General features: G+C 69.7%; 11 protein-coding genes. 9 read left to right on the top strand and 2 right to left on the bottom strand.

The genetic code is table 11. The features are described from left to right. Nucleotides 1-144: 144 nt before the first annotated feature. The 9 genes from AC07NG_RS24120 (at nucleotide 145) to AC07NG_RS24080 (ending at nucleotide 9469) form a co-directional block, all read left to right on the top strand. A complete protein-coding gene (locus AC07NG_RS24120; RefSeq protein ID WP_494596858.1) occupies nucleotides 145-741 on the top strand; it encodes a TetR/AcrR family transcriptional regulator in 597 nt (198 codons plus the stop codon). Nucleotides 742-780: 39 nt separating this feature from the next. After that, the gene (locus AC07NG_RS24115; protein ID WP_494596856.1) at nucleotides 781-1758 is read left to right on the top strand and encodes a zinc-binding dehydrogenase; all 978 of its coding nucleotides are present in this window, start codon (nucleotides 781-783) and stop codon (nucleotides 1756-1758) included. A 102-nt stretch (nucleotides 1759-1860) separates the two neighbouring features. Further along, nucleotides 1861-3645, top strand: a complete 1785-nt coding sequence (locus AC07NG_RS24110; RefSeq protein ID WP_494596854.1) for a DUF885 domain-containing protein — start codon at nucleotides 1861-1863, stop codon at nucleotides 3643-3645. Between the two features lie 41 nt (nucleotides 3646-3686). Beyond that, entirely contained in the window at nucleotides 3687-3833 is a 147-nt protein-coding gene (locus AC07NG_RS24105; protein ID WP_492857280.1) for a hypothetical protein, read from the top strand. Between the two features lie 342 nt (nucleotides 3834-4175). After that, complete coding sequence (locus tag AC07NG_RS24100; protein WP_494596853.1) at nucleotides 4176-4664, top strand: hypothetical protein; 489 nt, start codon at nucleotides 4176-4178, stop codon at nucleotides 4662-4664. Further along, complete coding sequence (locus AC07NG_RS24095; RefSeq protein WP_494596851.1) at nucleotides 4661-5773, top strand: RNA ligase RtcB family protein; 1113 nt, start codon at nucleotides 4661-4663, stop codon at nucleotides 5771-5773. The genes AC07NG_RS24100 and AC07NG_RS24095 overlap by 4 nt, the downstream gene beginning before the upstream one ends. Then, nucleotides 5770-6396 carry a peptide chain release factor H gene (gene prfH / locus AC07NG_RS24090; RefSeq protein ID WP_494596849.1) on the top strand — a complete coding sequence of 209 codons (627 nt, stop codon included), beginning with the start codon at nucleotides 5770-5772 and terminating at the stop codon, nucleotides 6394-6396. The genes AC07NG_RS24095 and prfH overlap by 4 nt, the downstream gene beginning before the upstream one ends. 251 nt (nucleotides 6397-6647) lie before the next feature. Beyond that, nucleotides 6648-8705: a TonB-dependent receptor domain-containing protein gene (locus AC07NG_RS24085; RefSeq protein WP_494596847.1), complete on the top strand. Its 2058-nt coding sequence runs from the start codon at nucleotides 6648-6650 to the stop codon at nucleotides 8703-8705. A gap of 50 nt (nucleotides 8706-8755) precedes the next feature. Beyond that, nucleotides 8756-9469 carry an energy transducer TonB gene (locus tag AC07NG_RS24080; protein ID WP_494596846.1) on the top strand — a complete coding sequence of 238 codons (714 nt, stop codon included), beginning with the start codon at nucleotides 8756-8758 and terminating at the stop codon, nucleotides 9467-9469. 165 nt (nucleotides 9470-9634) lie between these two features. Here the strand turns inward: AC07NG_RS24080 and AC07NG_RS24075 are convergent, their stop codons facing one another. Both AC07NG_RS24075 and AC07NG_RS24070 read right to left on the bottom strand, forming a co-directional pair. Then, nucleotides 9635-12475 (bottom strand): glycosyl hydrolase 115 family protein, encoded by a 2841-nt coding sequence (locus AC07NG_RS24075; RefSeq protein ID WP_494596844.1) that lies wholly within the window; start codon nucleotides 12473-12475, stop codon nucleotides 9635-9637. Continuing rightward, nucleotides 12472-14391: a sialate O-acetylesterase gene (locus AC07NG_RS24070; RefSeq protein ID WP_494596842.1), complete on the bottom strand. Its 1920-nt coding sequence runs from the start codon at nucleotides 14389-14391 to the stop codon at nucleotides 12472-12474. The genes AC07NG_RS24075 and AC07NG_RS24070 overlap by 4 nt, the downstream gene beginning before the upstream one ends. Nucleotides 14392-14500 lie beyond the last annotated feature (109 nt).

Raw genomic sequence — 14500 nt, 5'->3', positions numbered from 1 at the left:
CCCCCCCCCCCCCCAGCGCCGAGCCCAGCCTCGCCCCCTCCACCACTTCGTGGTCCCCCTCCCCCGCAAGCGGGGGAGGAGAAGGAAACTCAGGTTCAAAACACAAAACTAGACGACCGGTCTATTATCTGCCATACAGCCCTCATGACCGCCGCCCGCAAGAAGTCCGAGCTCACCCGCGAACACATCCTCGCCACCGGCCGCGAGCTCGTGCTGCGCCAGGGCTTCGGCGGCATGGGGCTGAAGGAGCTGCTGGACGCCAGCGGCGTGCCGAAGGGCTCGTTCTATTACTACTTCGCATCCAAGGAGGCGTTCGGCTGCGCCCTGCTGGACGACTACTGCGCCGAATACGGCGTCAAGCTCGCCGGCCTGTTCGACACCGGCGCCAGCGGCCGCGACAAGCTGATGGCCTATTGGGCCGTCTGGCTGGACACCGACGCGGCCTGCGGCATGGCCGACCGCTGCCTGGTGGTGAAGCTGGCGGCCGAGATCTCCGACCTGTCGGAAGACATGCGACTGATCCTCAACACCGGCGTCGAGCGACTGGTGCGCCGCATCGCCGCCGTCATCGTCGAGGGCCGCGACGACGGCTCCCTGCCCGGCGCCGGCGACCCGGTCGCCACGGCCCGGGCGATGTACGCCCTGTGGCTGGGCGCGGCCATCCTGGCCAAGCTTTCCAAGGACCAGGGTCCGCTGCGCGAGGCCCTGACCACCACCGAGACCATGCTCGCGGCCGCCTGAGCCGCATCCCCCACAACAAGCAACAAGAAGGAAGACCCCATGCGCAGCGCGATCCACGACGTGTTCGGCGACCCGGCCGAAGTCCTGGCCCTGGCCGACAGCCCGATCCCCGAGCCCGGCCCCGGCAAGGTCCGCATCCGCACCCTGCTGTCGCCGATCCACAACCACGACCTTTGGACCGTGCGCGGCAACTACGGCTACAAGCCCGCCCTGCCCGCCATCGGCGGCAGCGAGGCGGTCGGGATCGTCGACGCCGTGGGCGACGGCGTCGAGGCCGCCCTGGTCGGCCAGCGCTTCGCCGTGGCCGGCGTGCACGGCAGCTGGGCCGAATACTTCATCGCCTCGGCCGCCGGCCTGGTGCCCGTGCCCGCCGCCATTCCAGACGAAGCCGCCGCCCAGCTGATCGCCATGCCGTTCAGCGCCATCACGCTCCTTGAGTCGCTCGGCGTCGCAGAAGGCGACTGGGTCGCTCAGAACACCGCCAACGGCGCGGTTGGCAAGACCCTGGCCATGCTGGCCAAGGCCCGCGGCGTCAATGTCGTCAACCTGGTGCGCCGCGACGCCGGCGTGGCCGAGCTGGCCGAGTTGGGCATCGACAACGCCGTCTCCACCGCCGACGCCGACTGGAAAGCCAAGGTCGCAGAACTGACCGGCGGCGCACCGATCAAGGCGGCTGTGGACTCGATCGGCGGAACCGCCTCGGGCGACATGGCCGACCTGCTGGGCGAGAACGGCCTGCTGGTCTCGTTCGGCTCGATGACCGGCGAGCCGATGCAGATCTCGTCGGGCGCGGTGATCTTCAAGCAGCTTACCGTGAAGGGCTTCTGGGGCTCGACCGTCTCGGCCACCATGGCGCCGGACCTGCGCCGCAAGCTGATCGGCGAGCTGCTGACCCAGGTGGCGACCGGCAAGCTGAAGCTGCCGACCGACGGCGTCTATGGCCTGGACCAGGTGTCCGACGCCGTGAAGGCCTCGCTGACCCCAGGCAAGACCGGCAAGGTGCTGCTGCGGCCGTAAGGCGACCGGGAAGGCGGCCCCACGGCCGCCTTCCCGAGCTTCACCCCTGGCGCGAAGCGCAAGGCGCGCTACAACCGGAGCATGGCGAACCGTCGTTCCTTCATGCTGTCCGCAGCCGCCCTCGTCGCGGCGCCCCTGCCCGCCCTGGCCGGCGACACCGAAGGCGAACGCCTGACCGCCGTGCTCGAACGGCTGATCCAGCGGGCGATGCTCGACTCGCCGCAACTGATGACCCTGACGGGCCTGGACGCCGGCCCCAACGCCGCCGCCCGCGGCCAGCTCGACGACCGCTCGCCGGCCGGCCTGCTGCGCACCCGCCAGATCTTCGAAGACCTGCGCAAGGACCTGGCCACCTTCGACGCCAAGGCCCTGACCGGCATGGACCGGGTCAACCTGCGCTCGGCCGCCTACATGGCCGACACCACCCTGCGGAGCTTCGATACGCCGTACGGCAATCCCGACGTCGGGGTGGCCGCGCCCTATGTGATCTCGCAGCTGACCGGCGCCTATCGCAGCGTGCCGGGCTTCCTGGCCGACACCCATCCGGTCAATGACGCGGCCGACGCGCAGGCCTATCTGTCGCGCCTGTCGGCCTTCGCCGTGCTGCTCGACCAGGAGACCGCCCGGGCCCGCGCCGACTTCGCCAGGGGCGCGACCCCGCCCGACTTCGTGCTGCGCACCACCCTCTCGCAATTCCAAGCCATGCTCGCCCCCGCCCCGGCCAGTTCGGAACTGGTCGTCGGCCTGACCCGGCGCACCAGCGCCAAGGCGATCGCCGGCGACTGGGAGGCCCGCGCCGCCAGGATCGTCGAGGCCGAGGTCTATCCCGCTCTGCGCCGCCAGGCCCAGCTGCTGAGCGCCGCCCTGCCGACCGCGACCCACGACGCCGGCGTCTGGCGACTGCCTGACGGCGAGGCCTATTACCGCTTCGCCGTGCGCGCGGCGACGACCACCGACCTGGCCGGCGACGAGATCCATCGCCTGGGCCTGGAGCTCGTCGCCCGCTTCTCGGCCCGCGCCGACGCCATCCTCAAGGCCCGCGGCCTGACCAAGGGCTCGGTCGGCGCCCGCATCGCCGCCCTGCGCCACGACCCGGCCAACCTCTATCCCAACGACGACGCCGGACGCGCGGCCCTGCTGGCCGATCTGGAGACCAAGGTCGCGGCCATGCGCGAGCGGCTCCCCGCTTACTTCGGTCACCTGCCCAAGGCCGGGGTGAAGATCCAGCGCATCCCGCCGTCGATCGAGGCCGGCGCGCCCGGCGCCTACTACACCCCGCCCAGCCTGGACGGCTCGCGGCCCGGCCTGTTCTCGATCAATCTGCGCGACATGGCCGAGCAGCCGCGCTTCGACCTGCCGACCCTGGTGTTCCACGAGGCGATCCCCGGCCACCACCTGCAGAACGCCCTGATGATGGAAGCGCCGGGCATCCCCACCCTGCGCCGCCTGCCGATCTTCTCGGGCTACTCCGAAGGCTGGGCGCTCTATGCCGAGCAGCTGGCCGACGAGATGGGCGCCTATCGCGACGACCCGCTGGGCCAGCTGGGCTACGTCGCCTCGATGCTGTTCCGCGCCAGCCGCCTGGTGCTCGACTCCGGCATCCACGCCAAGCGCTGGAGCCGCGAGCAGGCCATCGCCTACATGTCGCAGACCCTGGGCGACGCCGAGACCTCGGTCACCCGCGAGGTCGAGCGCTACTGCGTCCAGCCCGGCCAGGCGTCGAGCTACATGCTGGGCTGGCGCACCTGGACCGACAGCCGCGCCCGCGCCGAAAAGCGCCTGGGCGCCAGGTTCAGCCTCAAGGGCTTCCACGACGCCGGCCTGACCGCCGGCACCATGCCGCTCGACGTGCTTGCCGACATGCTCGACGAATGGCCCGGCGCCTGACGCCCGCCCTGGCGACTTGAACGACTTTCGAAGGATCTACGATGAACAAGACCGGTGTGCTGGGCCTGCCCATGGGGCTGATCGTCGGCGTGATCTTCGGGGCCATCATCCACAACATGGCGATCGGGATCCTGCTGGGCATCGCCCTGGGCGTGGGGATCTTCAAGTTCGGCGGCAGGAAGTCGTAGGCGGAGGAGCCTCGGCCTGAAAGGCGACGTCGCCCCAGGACGGAAGCTCGCCCCACGGAAGCCAACAGCTTGAATTCGACTTTAAGATGCCATATTGAGCGTCGCAGCCAAGCTCGGCCTGTTTCTGAAACTGGAAAGGAGAAAATCATGCGAGCGACTTCAGCCCGTCAAGAAAACCTCCTCGTATTCCAGACTCTTCAGGAACAGATTGCATGGGCAATTTGCTGTCGGGCGACGTCAGTCGCCTGATCCCTTTCGGCTGGGTGAAAGCACCTCGCCGTTTCATCAGAAATCCGCTGTTCAGCCCGGCTTCGTCGGCCTCCGTTTCTCGGGAGGGCCGCCATGCGCGCTGACATGTTCAAAGTCATCGTCGAGCGACCGCGGTGGGGCGCTGGGCATGCGCCATCACCGAAACTGAAAAGGACACCCGATCCGCACATCCAATTCATTGGCCTGAAACGTCACGCGTACATCGCCGCGCGCTATTCGAAATCGCTCAACGAAAACCTCGCGCCGCTCGTGCGGTTTTTGCGAAGCCGGAGAGGGCGGCCGTGGGACGACGTGTTCAGCGAGATCTGCGCCACCCTCGACACCGGCAGCACGATCAAGATGCATGTGCGCGAGCACATCGACGACTACGTCCTGACGCGCATCTCGGTCGGCCGGCGCGGCGAGTGGATGCACGAGGGCGAGGTGCTCGGGCACGAGAACCGATGGCGTCGCCGCCGGGCGTTCTTCGTCGATCCGCGTGACGGGATCCTCAAGGACATCGAGGGCCTCGCCCAATGCCTGCCCGCAGCCAACTGCGGCGGGAAAGGCGGTGCGCTGTGAGCCAGTCTCCCAAAGTTACGCTGATCTCGGCGGAGCCCTCCCGCCTGGATCCAGCCGCCGTCGACCAGCTTGAGGCGTCGGCCCGCTATGAGGGGATCGAGCGCGTCGTCGGCCTGCCCGATCTGCATGTCGGCGCCGGGATCGCGGTGGGCGCCGCATTCTGGTCGCCGGATCGGATCTGGCCGCATCTTGTGGGCGGCGACATCGGTTGCGGCATAGGCCTGTGGGAACTGGGCAGCCCGTTGCGCAAGTTCAGACTGGGGTCCGTGGAGCGCAAGCTTCAAGGCCTCGACGAGGCCTGGTCGGGCGACACCCTGGCCGCCGTGACGGGTTTCGGTCTGCCATCGCATCTGGCCGGTCCGACGCTGGGCACGATCGGCGGCGGCAACCACTTCGTGGAGTTCCAGCGGATCGAAGAGGTCGTCGACGGCGACCGGTTCGATGGGCTGGGCCTGCAGGCGGATCGCGTGTGGATGATGGTTCACAGCGGATCGCGGGGATTGGGGCAAGCTGTTCTTCAGGCGCACAAGACGGACCCCGTCGGCGCCGGAATGCTCGCAGCCAGTCTGGCGGGACAGGCCTATCTGGCCGAGCATGATCAGGCCCAGGCCTGGGCCGTGCTGAACCGGCGGATCATCGCGCAACGCTTCTGCGACGCCATCGGCGCCGAGGGGCGGCCCGTGCTCGACATCTGCCACAACTGCGTGACGCCCCACCTTGGCGGATGGCTGCACCGCAAGGGCGCCGCCCCGGCCGATCGTGGACTGGTCGCCATTCCGGGATCGCGCGGCGACTTCAGCTACCTGGTCGAACCCATCGCCGACGGCGCCCACCAGGCCCTTTGCTCGCTCGCCCACGGCGCCGGTCGCAGGTGGAGCCGCTCGGACGCGCACGCAAGGCTGTCCCCGCGTTTCCGCGTCGCCGATCTCCAGCGCACGGCGCTGGGCAGCCATGTCATCTGCGAGGACCGCCGGTTGATCTACGAGGAAGCGCCACAGGCCTACAAGAACATCCAGCGGGTCGTGGCGGACCTGGAGCACGCCGGCCTGGTGCGTGTCATCGCGCGCCTGCGCCCCTTGCTCAGCTACAAGACGAGGGCGGGATCATGAGCGAGGTCATCTTGCACCTGACGTCCGGACAGGGACCGCAGGAATGTCGGTGGGTGGTCGCCCAACTGGCGGCCGCCTACGCCCGCGAGGCCAAGGCTGATGGCGTCGTCTGCGAGGCCCTGGATGGCTTCGAGGATCTCCCCTCGTCGCTGCTGATGCGCGTCAGCGGCGACCGGGCGCAGGCGTTCGTCGCCGGGCGGATCGGCACGATCCTGTGGATCGGCGACAGTCCGTTTCGGCCTGGCCACAATCGCAGGAACTGGTTCGTGGGCGTCGCCCTTGCGCCGGAGCCTGACCTTGTCCCAGATCTGAAGGCTGAAGACATCGACTACCAGACCCTGCGCGCCAGCGGCCCAGGCGGTCAGCATGTCAACAAGACCGACAGCGCCGTTCGGGCCACACACCGCCCCACCGGTCTGGTCGCCACCGCGCAGGAACAGCGCTCGCAGCACGCCAACCGCAAGTTGGCGCGGCTGAAGCTCGCCATGATGATCGAAGAGCAGCGGAGCGCGTCGCGCGACAAGACCCGCCGATCGCAATGGAGCCTCAACCAGCAGCTCGAGCGCGGCAATCCCGTCAGAATCTACACGGGCGTCCGCTTCTCGCCGAAACCCCAGGGTTGAACTCCAGAAAAAACGGGCGGGGCGGAATCTTGCGGATTTCGCCCCGCCTTCAACCGGCGCCGCTTCCGCCCCCTCCCCCTCCCCCTCCCCCAACATTCCCGCCCCGCAATCACTCGTTATTGAGAGTCACTTGCATTTAGGCGAAAAGGGGGCCAGAAGCGTCGCCGTTCGGCGAGGCGCTCTGTCGGGAGTCGCTCGCCCATAGTCTGCGAATGATTCTTATTCGCTTATTTTGGGGATATTCCATGCGCATGTCCAAGCGGACGCGCGGCCTGTTGCTGGCCGGCGTCGCCAACCTCGCCCTCGCCGGCCTCGCCCACGGCCAGACCACCGAGACCTCCGAAGAGACCACCACCGCGACCGCCAGCAAGCTGTCGCTGGGCAAGGTCGTCGTCTCGGCCGGCCAGGAGAAGGTGGCGATCGATACGCCCCAGGCCGTGACCACGATCGACCAGGAAGCCATCGACAACGCCCAGGCCTCGACCATTGGCGACCTGCTGGCCGGCATCCCCGGCGTCAACACCATGGGCGGCGTCGGCGCCCTGGGCCAAGGCTTCAACATCCGCGGCATGGGCACGGGCCTGGCCGACAGCGACAGCCGCATCCTGATGCAGATCGACGGCGTCACGAAATTCTACGAGCAGTACCGGATGGGCTCGTTCTTCAGCGATCCCGAGCTCTACAAGCGCGTCGAAGTGCTGCGCGGCCCGGCCTCCTCGACCCTCTACGGCGCGGGCGCCCTGGCCGGCGTGGTCAACTTCACCAGCAAGGACGCCGGCGACTTCCTGAAGGACGGCGACCGCTTCGCCGTGCGCCTGCGCGGCGGCGTCGAAAGCAACGCCAACGCCCGCTTCGGCTCGGGCATCCTGGCCCTGAAGCCGACCGCCAACACCGAACTGCTGGGCATGTACACCAGCCGTCGCAGCGACAACTACGAGAACGGCGACGGCGTCGAGGTCGCGGCCTCGGAAGCCAGCTCCGACAGCTACCTGATCAAGGGCCGCTACTTCATCGGCGGGGCCAAGGGCCACAACGTCTGGGCCTCGTACCAGAACTGGAAGAACGACAGCACCCAGATCTACGACCAGTCCGAAGCCCTGGCCACGACGCCGGTGCGCCGCAAGACCACCGACGACACGGCCGTGATCGGCTACAACAACGACTTCAATGGCAGCGACCTCTTCGACGTCGCCGCCCAGGTCTCCTACGCCAACACCAAGGTCAACCAGACCGACACGACCTTCCTGTCAGGCGTGCTGGAGTCGGAGTTCTCGTACAAGACCCTGCAGGCGCGCACCCAGAACGTCTCGAAGTTCAGCCTCGGCGGCGACAACGTGGCGTTCCTGACCGTCGGCGCCCAGGCCTACAAGCAGGAGCGCCGCAACCCGCGCCGCACCGCCACCGGCACGAACCACGGCGCGGCCACCCACCCTGAAGGCGACATGGAGAAGTACGGCCTGTTCGCCCAGGGCGAGGTCGTGCTCGGCAAGCTGACCCTGATCCCGGGCGTCCGCGTCGACTGGACCAAGCTGCAGCCCGGCGAAGGCGTCACCACAACCACCGTGGTCAAGGACAACGGCGTCTCGCCCAAGATCGCCGCCCTCTACAGCCTGACCGAATGGGCCTCGGTGTTCGGCTCGGTCGCCCACACCGTGCGCATGCCGGTGCTGGACGAGATCTACAGCCGCACGGCGACGGCCTCGACCAACTACAGCCTGAACCTCAAGCCCGAGGAGTCCGACAACATCGAGGTCGGCGGCACGCTGCAGTTCCGCGACCTGTTCGGCCAGGGCGACCAGTTCCGGTTCAAGACCACCGTGTTCCGCAACGACGTGAAGAACCTGATCACGCGCGGCACGTCGACCTCCAGCTACTTCGTCAATGTCGGCGAGGCGCGCTATTCGGGCGTCGAGGTCGAGGCCGAATACGGCGCCAAGCAGTTCTTCGCCCGCGGCTCGGTGTCGGTGATCGACGGCGAGAACCGTCTGACCGGCGCCTATCTCAACACCATCCCGGCCGACACCCTGAACCTGACCCTGGGCTATGTCTTCCCGACCCAGAACCTGACGGCCGGCTGGCGGGGCGAGTTCGCCGACGCCCAGAACCACGTGACCTCCACCTCGCTGGCCACGCCGGGCTACGCCGTCCACAACCTGTTCGTCACCTGGAAGCCGCAGGACGGCCTGCTGCAAGGGCTCGAGGTCCAGGCCGGCGTCGACAACCTGTTCGACAAGACCTTCCAGCGGCACCTGCTGTCGCTGGACGCCGAAGGCCGGACGTTCAAGCTGACCCTCGGCAAGACGTTCTGAAAATGAAGACGCCCTGGCACGTTCGAGCCTGGGCGACGGGGGCGTCGTTGATGATCAACGGCGCCCTTGGCCTTGCCGTGATCCAGTGGGAGCAGAAGCCGGTCCTCGCCGTGATGGACGAGACGGCCATGCTGATCTCGCTGGGCGACCCGGCCCTCGACCAGACCGACAACGCGGCGTCTCCCGACGCCGATCCCGCGCCAACGCCGGTGAGCGAGCCGACGCCGCCGGAGCCGGCCCAGCCGGAGAAGCCGACGCCCAAGCCGCTGCCGCCGCGTCCCGACGGCTGGCTGACCCAGGCCGCGCCGAAGCCCGCGCCGCCCTCCCCCGCTCCGCCTTCCGAGGCCCCGCGCCCCGCCGCGCCCGCAGCCGCCCAGGCCGCCGTGCCCGCCGCCGCCCGCGCCATGGAGGCGTCGGCGGCCAAGCCGCCCGCCGGCCAGCGCGACGCCGACAGCGTCCAGGCCCATGTCGGCTCTTCCAGCAGCTACGCCGCCCGCGTCCGCGCCTGGCTGGAGGCCCACAAGACCTATCCCAAGGCCGCCCGCATGCGGAAGCAGCAGGGCACAGCCCAGGTGACCTTCGTCATCGACCGCGCCGGCCACGTGCTGGAATGCCGCCTCACCGGCCCCACCGGCCACGCCCTGCTCGACGCCGAGGTCCGCGCCATGGTCGCTCGGTCCGATCCGTTCCCGGCCCCGCCGCATACGGTGAAGGGCGACCGGATCGAGATGGACGCGCCGGTGGAGTTTTCGCTGGCGAACTGACCCCTCTCCCCTTGCGGGAGAGGGTGGCCCGCGAAGCGGGTCGGGTGAGGGGTCTCTCAGAAATATCCGCCGCGACAGCCGTCAGACCGGATGAGGCCTTCAGTTCTGAGAGACCCCTCATCCGACGGCCTTCGGCCGCCACCTTCTCCCGCAAGGGGAGAAGGATCAGGGCGCCTTGGTCCCTTCCACCGGCCCGAGATAGCTCTCCGGCGCTGGCCCGCGCGAAATCACCAGCCGCTGGAACACCACGCCCGGATCCATCCGCCACAGCCGCACCCGATGCGCCCCCGCCGACGGGACGCTCAGCGATGTCATCAGTACACGGACATTATCCGCCACCACCTTGTCCCAGGCTTTCTCCGACGGGTCGGGAATGGTGTTGACCACCACCGGCGCGCCGTCGTCGATCGACACGGCGAAGCGCGGTCCGCCGCCGCCCGTGACGTCCAGGCCCGGCGAGACGAGGAGCGACAGGTCCACCGGCCCCGCCGCCTCGAAATCCACCAGATAGTCCAGCACCGGCCCCTTGCCGGGTTCGCTGGCCGGGGCTGTGGTTGGCGAGGTGGTGACGCCCGACAGGGTGCGGCCGAGATTTGGGATCACCGTCCAGCCGACGCCGTCCACCGCCGTCGCCTTGGCGTGGTGCGCGGCCTCGATGGCCAGGGGCTGGCCGGCCTCGACGAAGGCGCCCTTGGCCGGCGTGCGGGAGGGATTGTCGACCACCGCCGTGATCACGACGGCCTCGGCGGCCGTCCCCTTCACGGTGATCGGGATGCGATGGCGACCCTTGGGCGCCTTGTCCCAGTCGACCGACACCTCCAGCCGCGTATCGCCCCCGGGCCCAGCCGGGCCGCGCGCGACCTTCAGCCAGGACGCGCCGGACGTCGCCTCGAACGAGATCTGGGCCGGACCGCGATTGAACACGTCGATCCAGCGCGAGGCCGCGCCCCAGCGGCTCAGCGACGGCAGATCGGCCGACCCGTCCACCGCCGCCGCGCGCCCCTCGACGGCGACGCCCGTCACCGCCGCGTGCGGCACGGCGGGACGCGCCAGCTCCGGCAAAATGTTGCGGTCGGGCTGCTGCCAGCCGGTGTAGCCGATGTGGGTCTGGTCCATCATGTGGACCCACTTGCCGCCGGCGATGGCGTCGTGCTGGCGCGTCAGTTCGGCGTCGCGCGCGAACAGGGCCTCGACCTTGTCGGCCTGCGCGGCCGCCGCGCTGCGCCCCTGCTCGGCGTAGAGCCGGTTGCGGCCGACGGCGATGTAGAGCCGGTTGAAGTTGGCCGAGGCCGCGATCGGGAACCAGACCAGCTGGAAGAAGGCGTCGTCCTGGGCCTTGGGCAGGGCCTTGCGCACGGCCTCGGCCCGGCGCTCCAGCTCGCTCCATTCGGCTTCCACCCGCTCGGCCTCGCGGAAGTTCACCAGGCTGAAGGTCGCCCCGTCGATCAGCTCGGGCTTCCGCCGCGCATTGAGCTTCGTATAGCCGTCCAGCAGGGCGGCGATCTCGCCCGCCCGCTCGGCCCCGAACTGCGCCGCCGCCCAGTCGCGGGTGTAGGTCGAGAGTTTCTCGACCGGCATGGCGTCGGGATCCCAGGCGTAGTCGAGGAAGAACTCGGTCGGCAGTTCCATCGGCTTGAGGTCGCCGACATTGACGATCCACAGCCGGTCGGCGCCGGCATCATTGGCGCGCCGCATCTGCTCCCAGGTGCGCTCGACCTGGTTGGTGTTGAGCCACTTGTAGTTCCGCGGCCCGCCCACATAGTCGAAGTGGTAGTAGACGCCGTAGCCGCCCGGGCGTTTTTCACCCGGCTTGGGCAGCCGCCGGATGTTGCCCCAGTTGTCGTCGGCGAACAGCAGGATCACGTCGTCGGGAACCCGCATGCCGGCGTCGTAGTAGTCCTGCACCTCCTTGTAGAGGGCCCAGACCTGCGGCGTGGCGGAGGGGTCCTTGCCGGTGACCTCGCCGATGATCTTGCGCTGGTCGGCGACGATGGTCTCCAGCAGGCGGGTGGCGGTGCCTTGCGTCATCGGCTCGTCGCCGTCGCCGCGCATGCCCACCGTGACCAGGCTCTCGTTGGCGCCCATCCGCTCGATCCCCTCGCGCCAGAAGCGGCGCAGGACCTCGGGGTTCTTCGAATAGTCCCACGGCCCCTGGCCGTAGCGCTCCCACTCGACGTGGTAGCGCATCATCGGCTCGTGGTGCGAGGCGCCGATCACCACGCCCATCTCGTCGGCCAGCACGGCGTTCAGCGGGTCGTCGTCATAGAGCGACTTGCCCCACATGGCCGGCCACAGATAGTCGCCCTTCAGCCGCAGGATCAGCTCGTAGACCCGCTCGTAGAAGCCGTGGTTGAAGCCGCCGAAAGTGGCGTTGGCCCAGCCGTAGAGGGCCGGGTTCTCGTCGTTGAGGAAGATGCCCCGGTACTTGACCTTCGGCGCCTGCAGGTTGGCGCCCGGCGCGACGGAGAGCTCGCGGCGCACCGGTACGGGCACGTCGGCCCACCAGGTCCAGGGCGAGACGCCGGCCCGTTCGGACAGGTCGTAGGCGCCGAAGATCGTCCCGCGCTTGTCGGCGCCGACGATCACCAGGGCGCGGGCGACGCCCGGACGCGGATTGTCGACCACCTGCTGGACGAAGCCCTCCCAGCGGCCCTTCAGGCTGGAGACGTCGAGCTTGCCGGCCGCCACCAGGGCGTCGATCTGGGCGCTCTTGCCCAGGGTGCCGACGATGACCAGCGGCGCGTCCTTGGCCGGCTGGCCGCCGCCGGACAGCTTGGAGAGGTCGCCGCGCAGGCCCTGCACCGCGCGCAGCACGCCGGGCCAGTCGGTGACGTCGGCCTCGACCCGCGCGGGCTTGCCACCTTCGATCAGAGGAAAGCCGCCGGCCACGGGCGTCGCCGAGACGGCGGCCGGCTGGGCGGCCTGGGCGGCGACGGGCGCCGCCAGCGCCACGGCGGCGGCCAGCGCCAGGACGGAGGCGGCCGCGCGAAGTCCAGTGATGCTCATTGCGTCACCGCCAGCTCGAACGGCCCCAGCGGCAGGCCCGACAGGTCGAAGACGTTGAAGGTGGGCGCATCGGCCCAGGCGAAACGCACCCTGGTCGGGGTCAGACCGGCCGGGACCACGACCACCGCCTTGTCGCCCTCGACCCGGGCGTCGGCGAACCGGCAGGCGGCGGCGTCGCACAGCTCGAAGCCGATGGCGCGGTCCGAGCCCCGCGCCGCCAGGCGGTCGGCGACTTGCTCGAACTTCACCTCGACCGTCTCCCCGACCCGGCGGGCCGAGACCGGCGACGGGCCGTTGGTGACGGCTTGGCCGGCCAGACGACGCGCGCCCCGCGCCAGCCGCTTGCCGACGTCCTGCTTGTTGGTGGGGTGGATGTCGGACGGATCGCCGATGTCGGTGATCACGGCGATGGCGGCGTGGCCGTCCTTGGCCACGGCCAGGCGCTGCCCCTCGCGCAGCTGGGCCCACCAGGAGTCTTCCGGCGCCAGTTGCGGTTTGCCGTAGTTGGCCAGTTGCACCACCAGGGCCGGCATGTCGGCGGGCTGTCCGGCGCGGCGCTCGGCCAGGAACTGCGTCAGCAACGCCTGATAGGTCTGCGGCCGCCCGGCGTTGGTCTCGCCCTGGTACCAGGCCAGGCCCTTGAAGGCCCACGGCCCCATCGGCGCCAGCATGCCGTTGTAGAGGGTCGACAGGCCCGACAGCGTGTCCCACGGCGCGCGCGGCGGCTCGCCGCTGGCCTTGGGCTCGATCTGGTAGCGCCAGTCGGCCAGCGGGATCCGCGTCCCGTCGGCCAGGACGAGGGCGCGCGGCGCATCGCCGTACATGCCGCCGTTGGCGTAGCTGTCGAAGGCCGAGACGACGATGCGGTTGGCGCCGGCCTTCAGGCGTCCGGCCGCCAGCGGATAGACGCGCACCGTGCCCGCACCGGAGGTCGAGCCGATGCCGACGCCGTTGACGAAGGTGGTGTCGACCTCGTCGACCATGCCGATCTCGAGACTGGCCGCGCCTTTCGCCTGGGCGGCGGTGAGCGTCACCGAGGTCTCGAACCACACCACGCCGTCGAAGGCGGCCAGGGCCGGCACGCCCCAGCTTTCCCAGACGCCCAGGCCCTTGGGCGCGGGCGTCCAGGCGCCGTCGCCGAGCCAGGGGCCGCCGTCCGCGCCGTTGTGGCGCAGGCTCCACCAGGCCTTGATCGTCTCGCCCCAGCGGCGGTCGGCGGCCGGGCGGTCCTTCAGCGACAGCTCCAGGGTGGTCAGGCCGTCCTCGTAGTTCCCGGCCTTGCGCAGGGCGTCCGGACTCATCCAGGCCTCGATCGCCGAGCCGCCCCACGAGGCGTGGACCAGGCCCAGCGGCGTCTTGTCGGTCTTCCGCAGCTCGCGGGCCATGTAGTAGCAGGCCGCCGAGAACGACCCGACGGCCTCGGGCTTGGCGGCCTTCCAGGCCGGCGGCTTGGAGAAGGCGGAAAGGGGCGTGCGGCTGTCGGCGTGGTCGACATAGGCCATGCGCAGGCCGTCGTCGTTGGCCGAGCGGATCTCCGACCAGCTGTTGTTCCCGCGCTCGACCGGCAGTTCCATGTTCGACTGGCCCGAACACAGCCAGACGTCGCCGACCAGCACGTCGCTGACGGTCTGGGTCGCGCCCGAAGCGGCCTTGGCCTGCAGCGTGTAGGGACCGCCCGCCGCGAAGGCCGGCAGGTCGGCGCGCCAGGCGCCGTCGGGGCCGGCCTTGGCGGTCGCCGTCTTGTCGCCGAGGGTGATCGTCACCGCCTCGTCCGGCTTGGCGCGGCCGAACACCGGCAGGGGTCGATCGCGCTGCACCACCGCATGGTCGGCGAACAGGCCGTTGAGCAGCGGGCCTTGAGCGGCGGCGGGCGTGGCCATCACGGCGGCCAGCAGGATCGGCGCGACACGGCGCATGCGGATACTCCCTCGCGGCCGCCTGAGGCGGCTCGTTCGTTATAGATCCTCCCCCTCTGGGGGAGGTGGCCCAGAGGGCCGGAGGGGGCCAGCGCGGCGCGGTGGGGGG

It is taken from the genome of Caulobacter sp. GW821-FHT10C03 (assembly GCF_059415485.1).
Note: the sequence above shows the minus strand (reverse complement) of the source record. Positions and strands in the feature narration are given on the sequence as shown.

Coding starts and splice junctions, on each gene's coding strand:
- AC07NG_RS24115 (WP_494596856.1), top strand. CDS start 781: ATGCGCAGCGCGATCCACGACGTGTTCGGCGACCCGGCCGAAGTCCTG.
- AC07NG_RS24120 (WP_494596858.1), top strand. CDS start 145: ATGACCGCCGCCCGCAAGAAGTCCGAGCTCACCCGCGAACACATCCTC.
- AC07NG_RS24075 (WP_494596844.1), bottom strand. CDS start 12,475: ATGAGCATCACTGGACTTCGCGCGGCCGCCTCCGTCCTGGCGCTGGCC.
- AC07NG_RS24110 (WP_494596854.1), top strand. CDS start 1,861: ATGCTGTCCGCAGCCGCCCTCGTCGCGGCGCCCCTGCCCGCCCTGGCC.
- AC07NG_RS24080 (WP_494596846.1), top strand. CDS start 8,756: ATGATCAACGGCGCCCTTGGCCTTGCCGTGATCCAGTGGGAGCAGAAG.
- AC07NG_RS24100 (WP_494596853.1), top strand. CDS start 4,176: ATGCGCGCTGACATGTTCAAAGTCATCGTCGAGCGACCGCGGTGGGGC.
- AC07NG_RS24070 (WP_494596842.1), bottom strand. CDS start 14,391: ATGCGCCGTGTCGCGCCGATCCTGCTGGCCGCCGTGATGGCCACGCCC.
- AC07NG_RS24105 (WP_492857280.1), top strand. CDS start 3,687: ATGAACAAGACCGGTGTGCTGGGCCTGCCCATGGGGCTGATCGTCGGC.
- prfH (WP_494596849.1), top strand. CDS start 5,770: ATGAGCGAGGTCATCTTGCACCTGACGTCCGGACAGGGACCGCAGGAA.
- AC07NG_RS24085 (WP_494596847.1), top strand. CDS start 6,648: ATGTCCAAGCGGACGCGCGGCCTGTTGCTGGCCGGCGTCGCCAACCTC.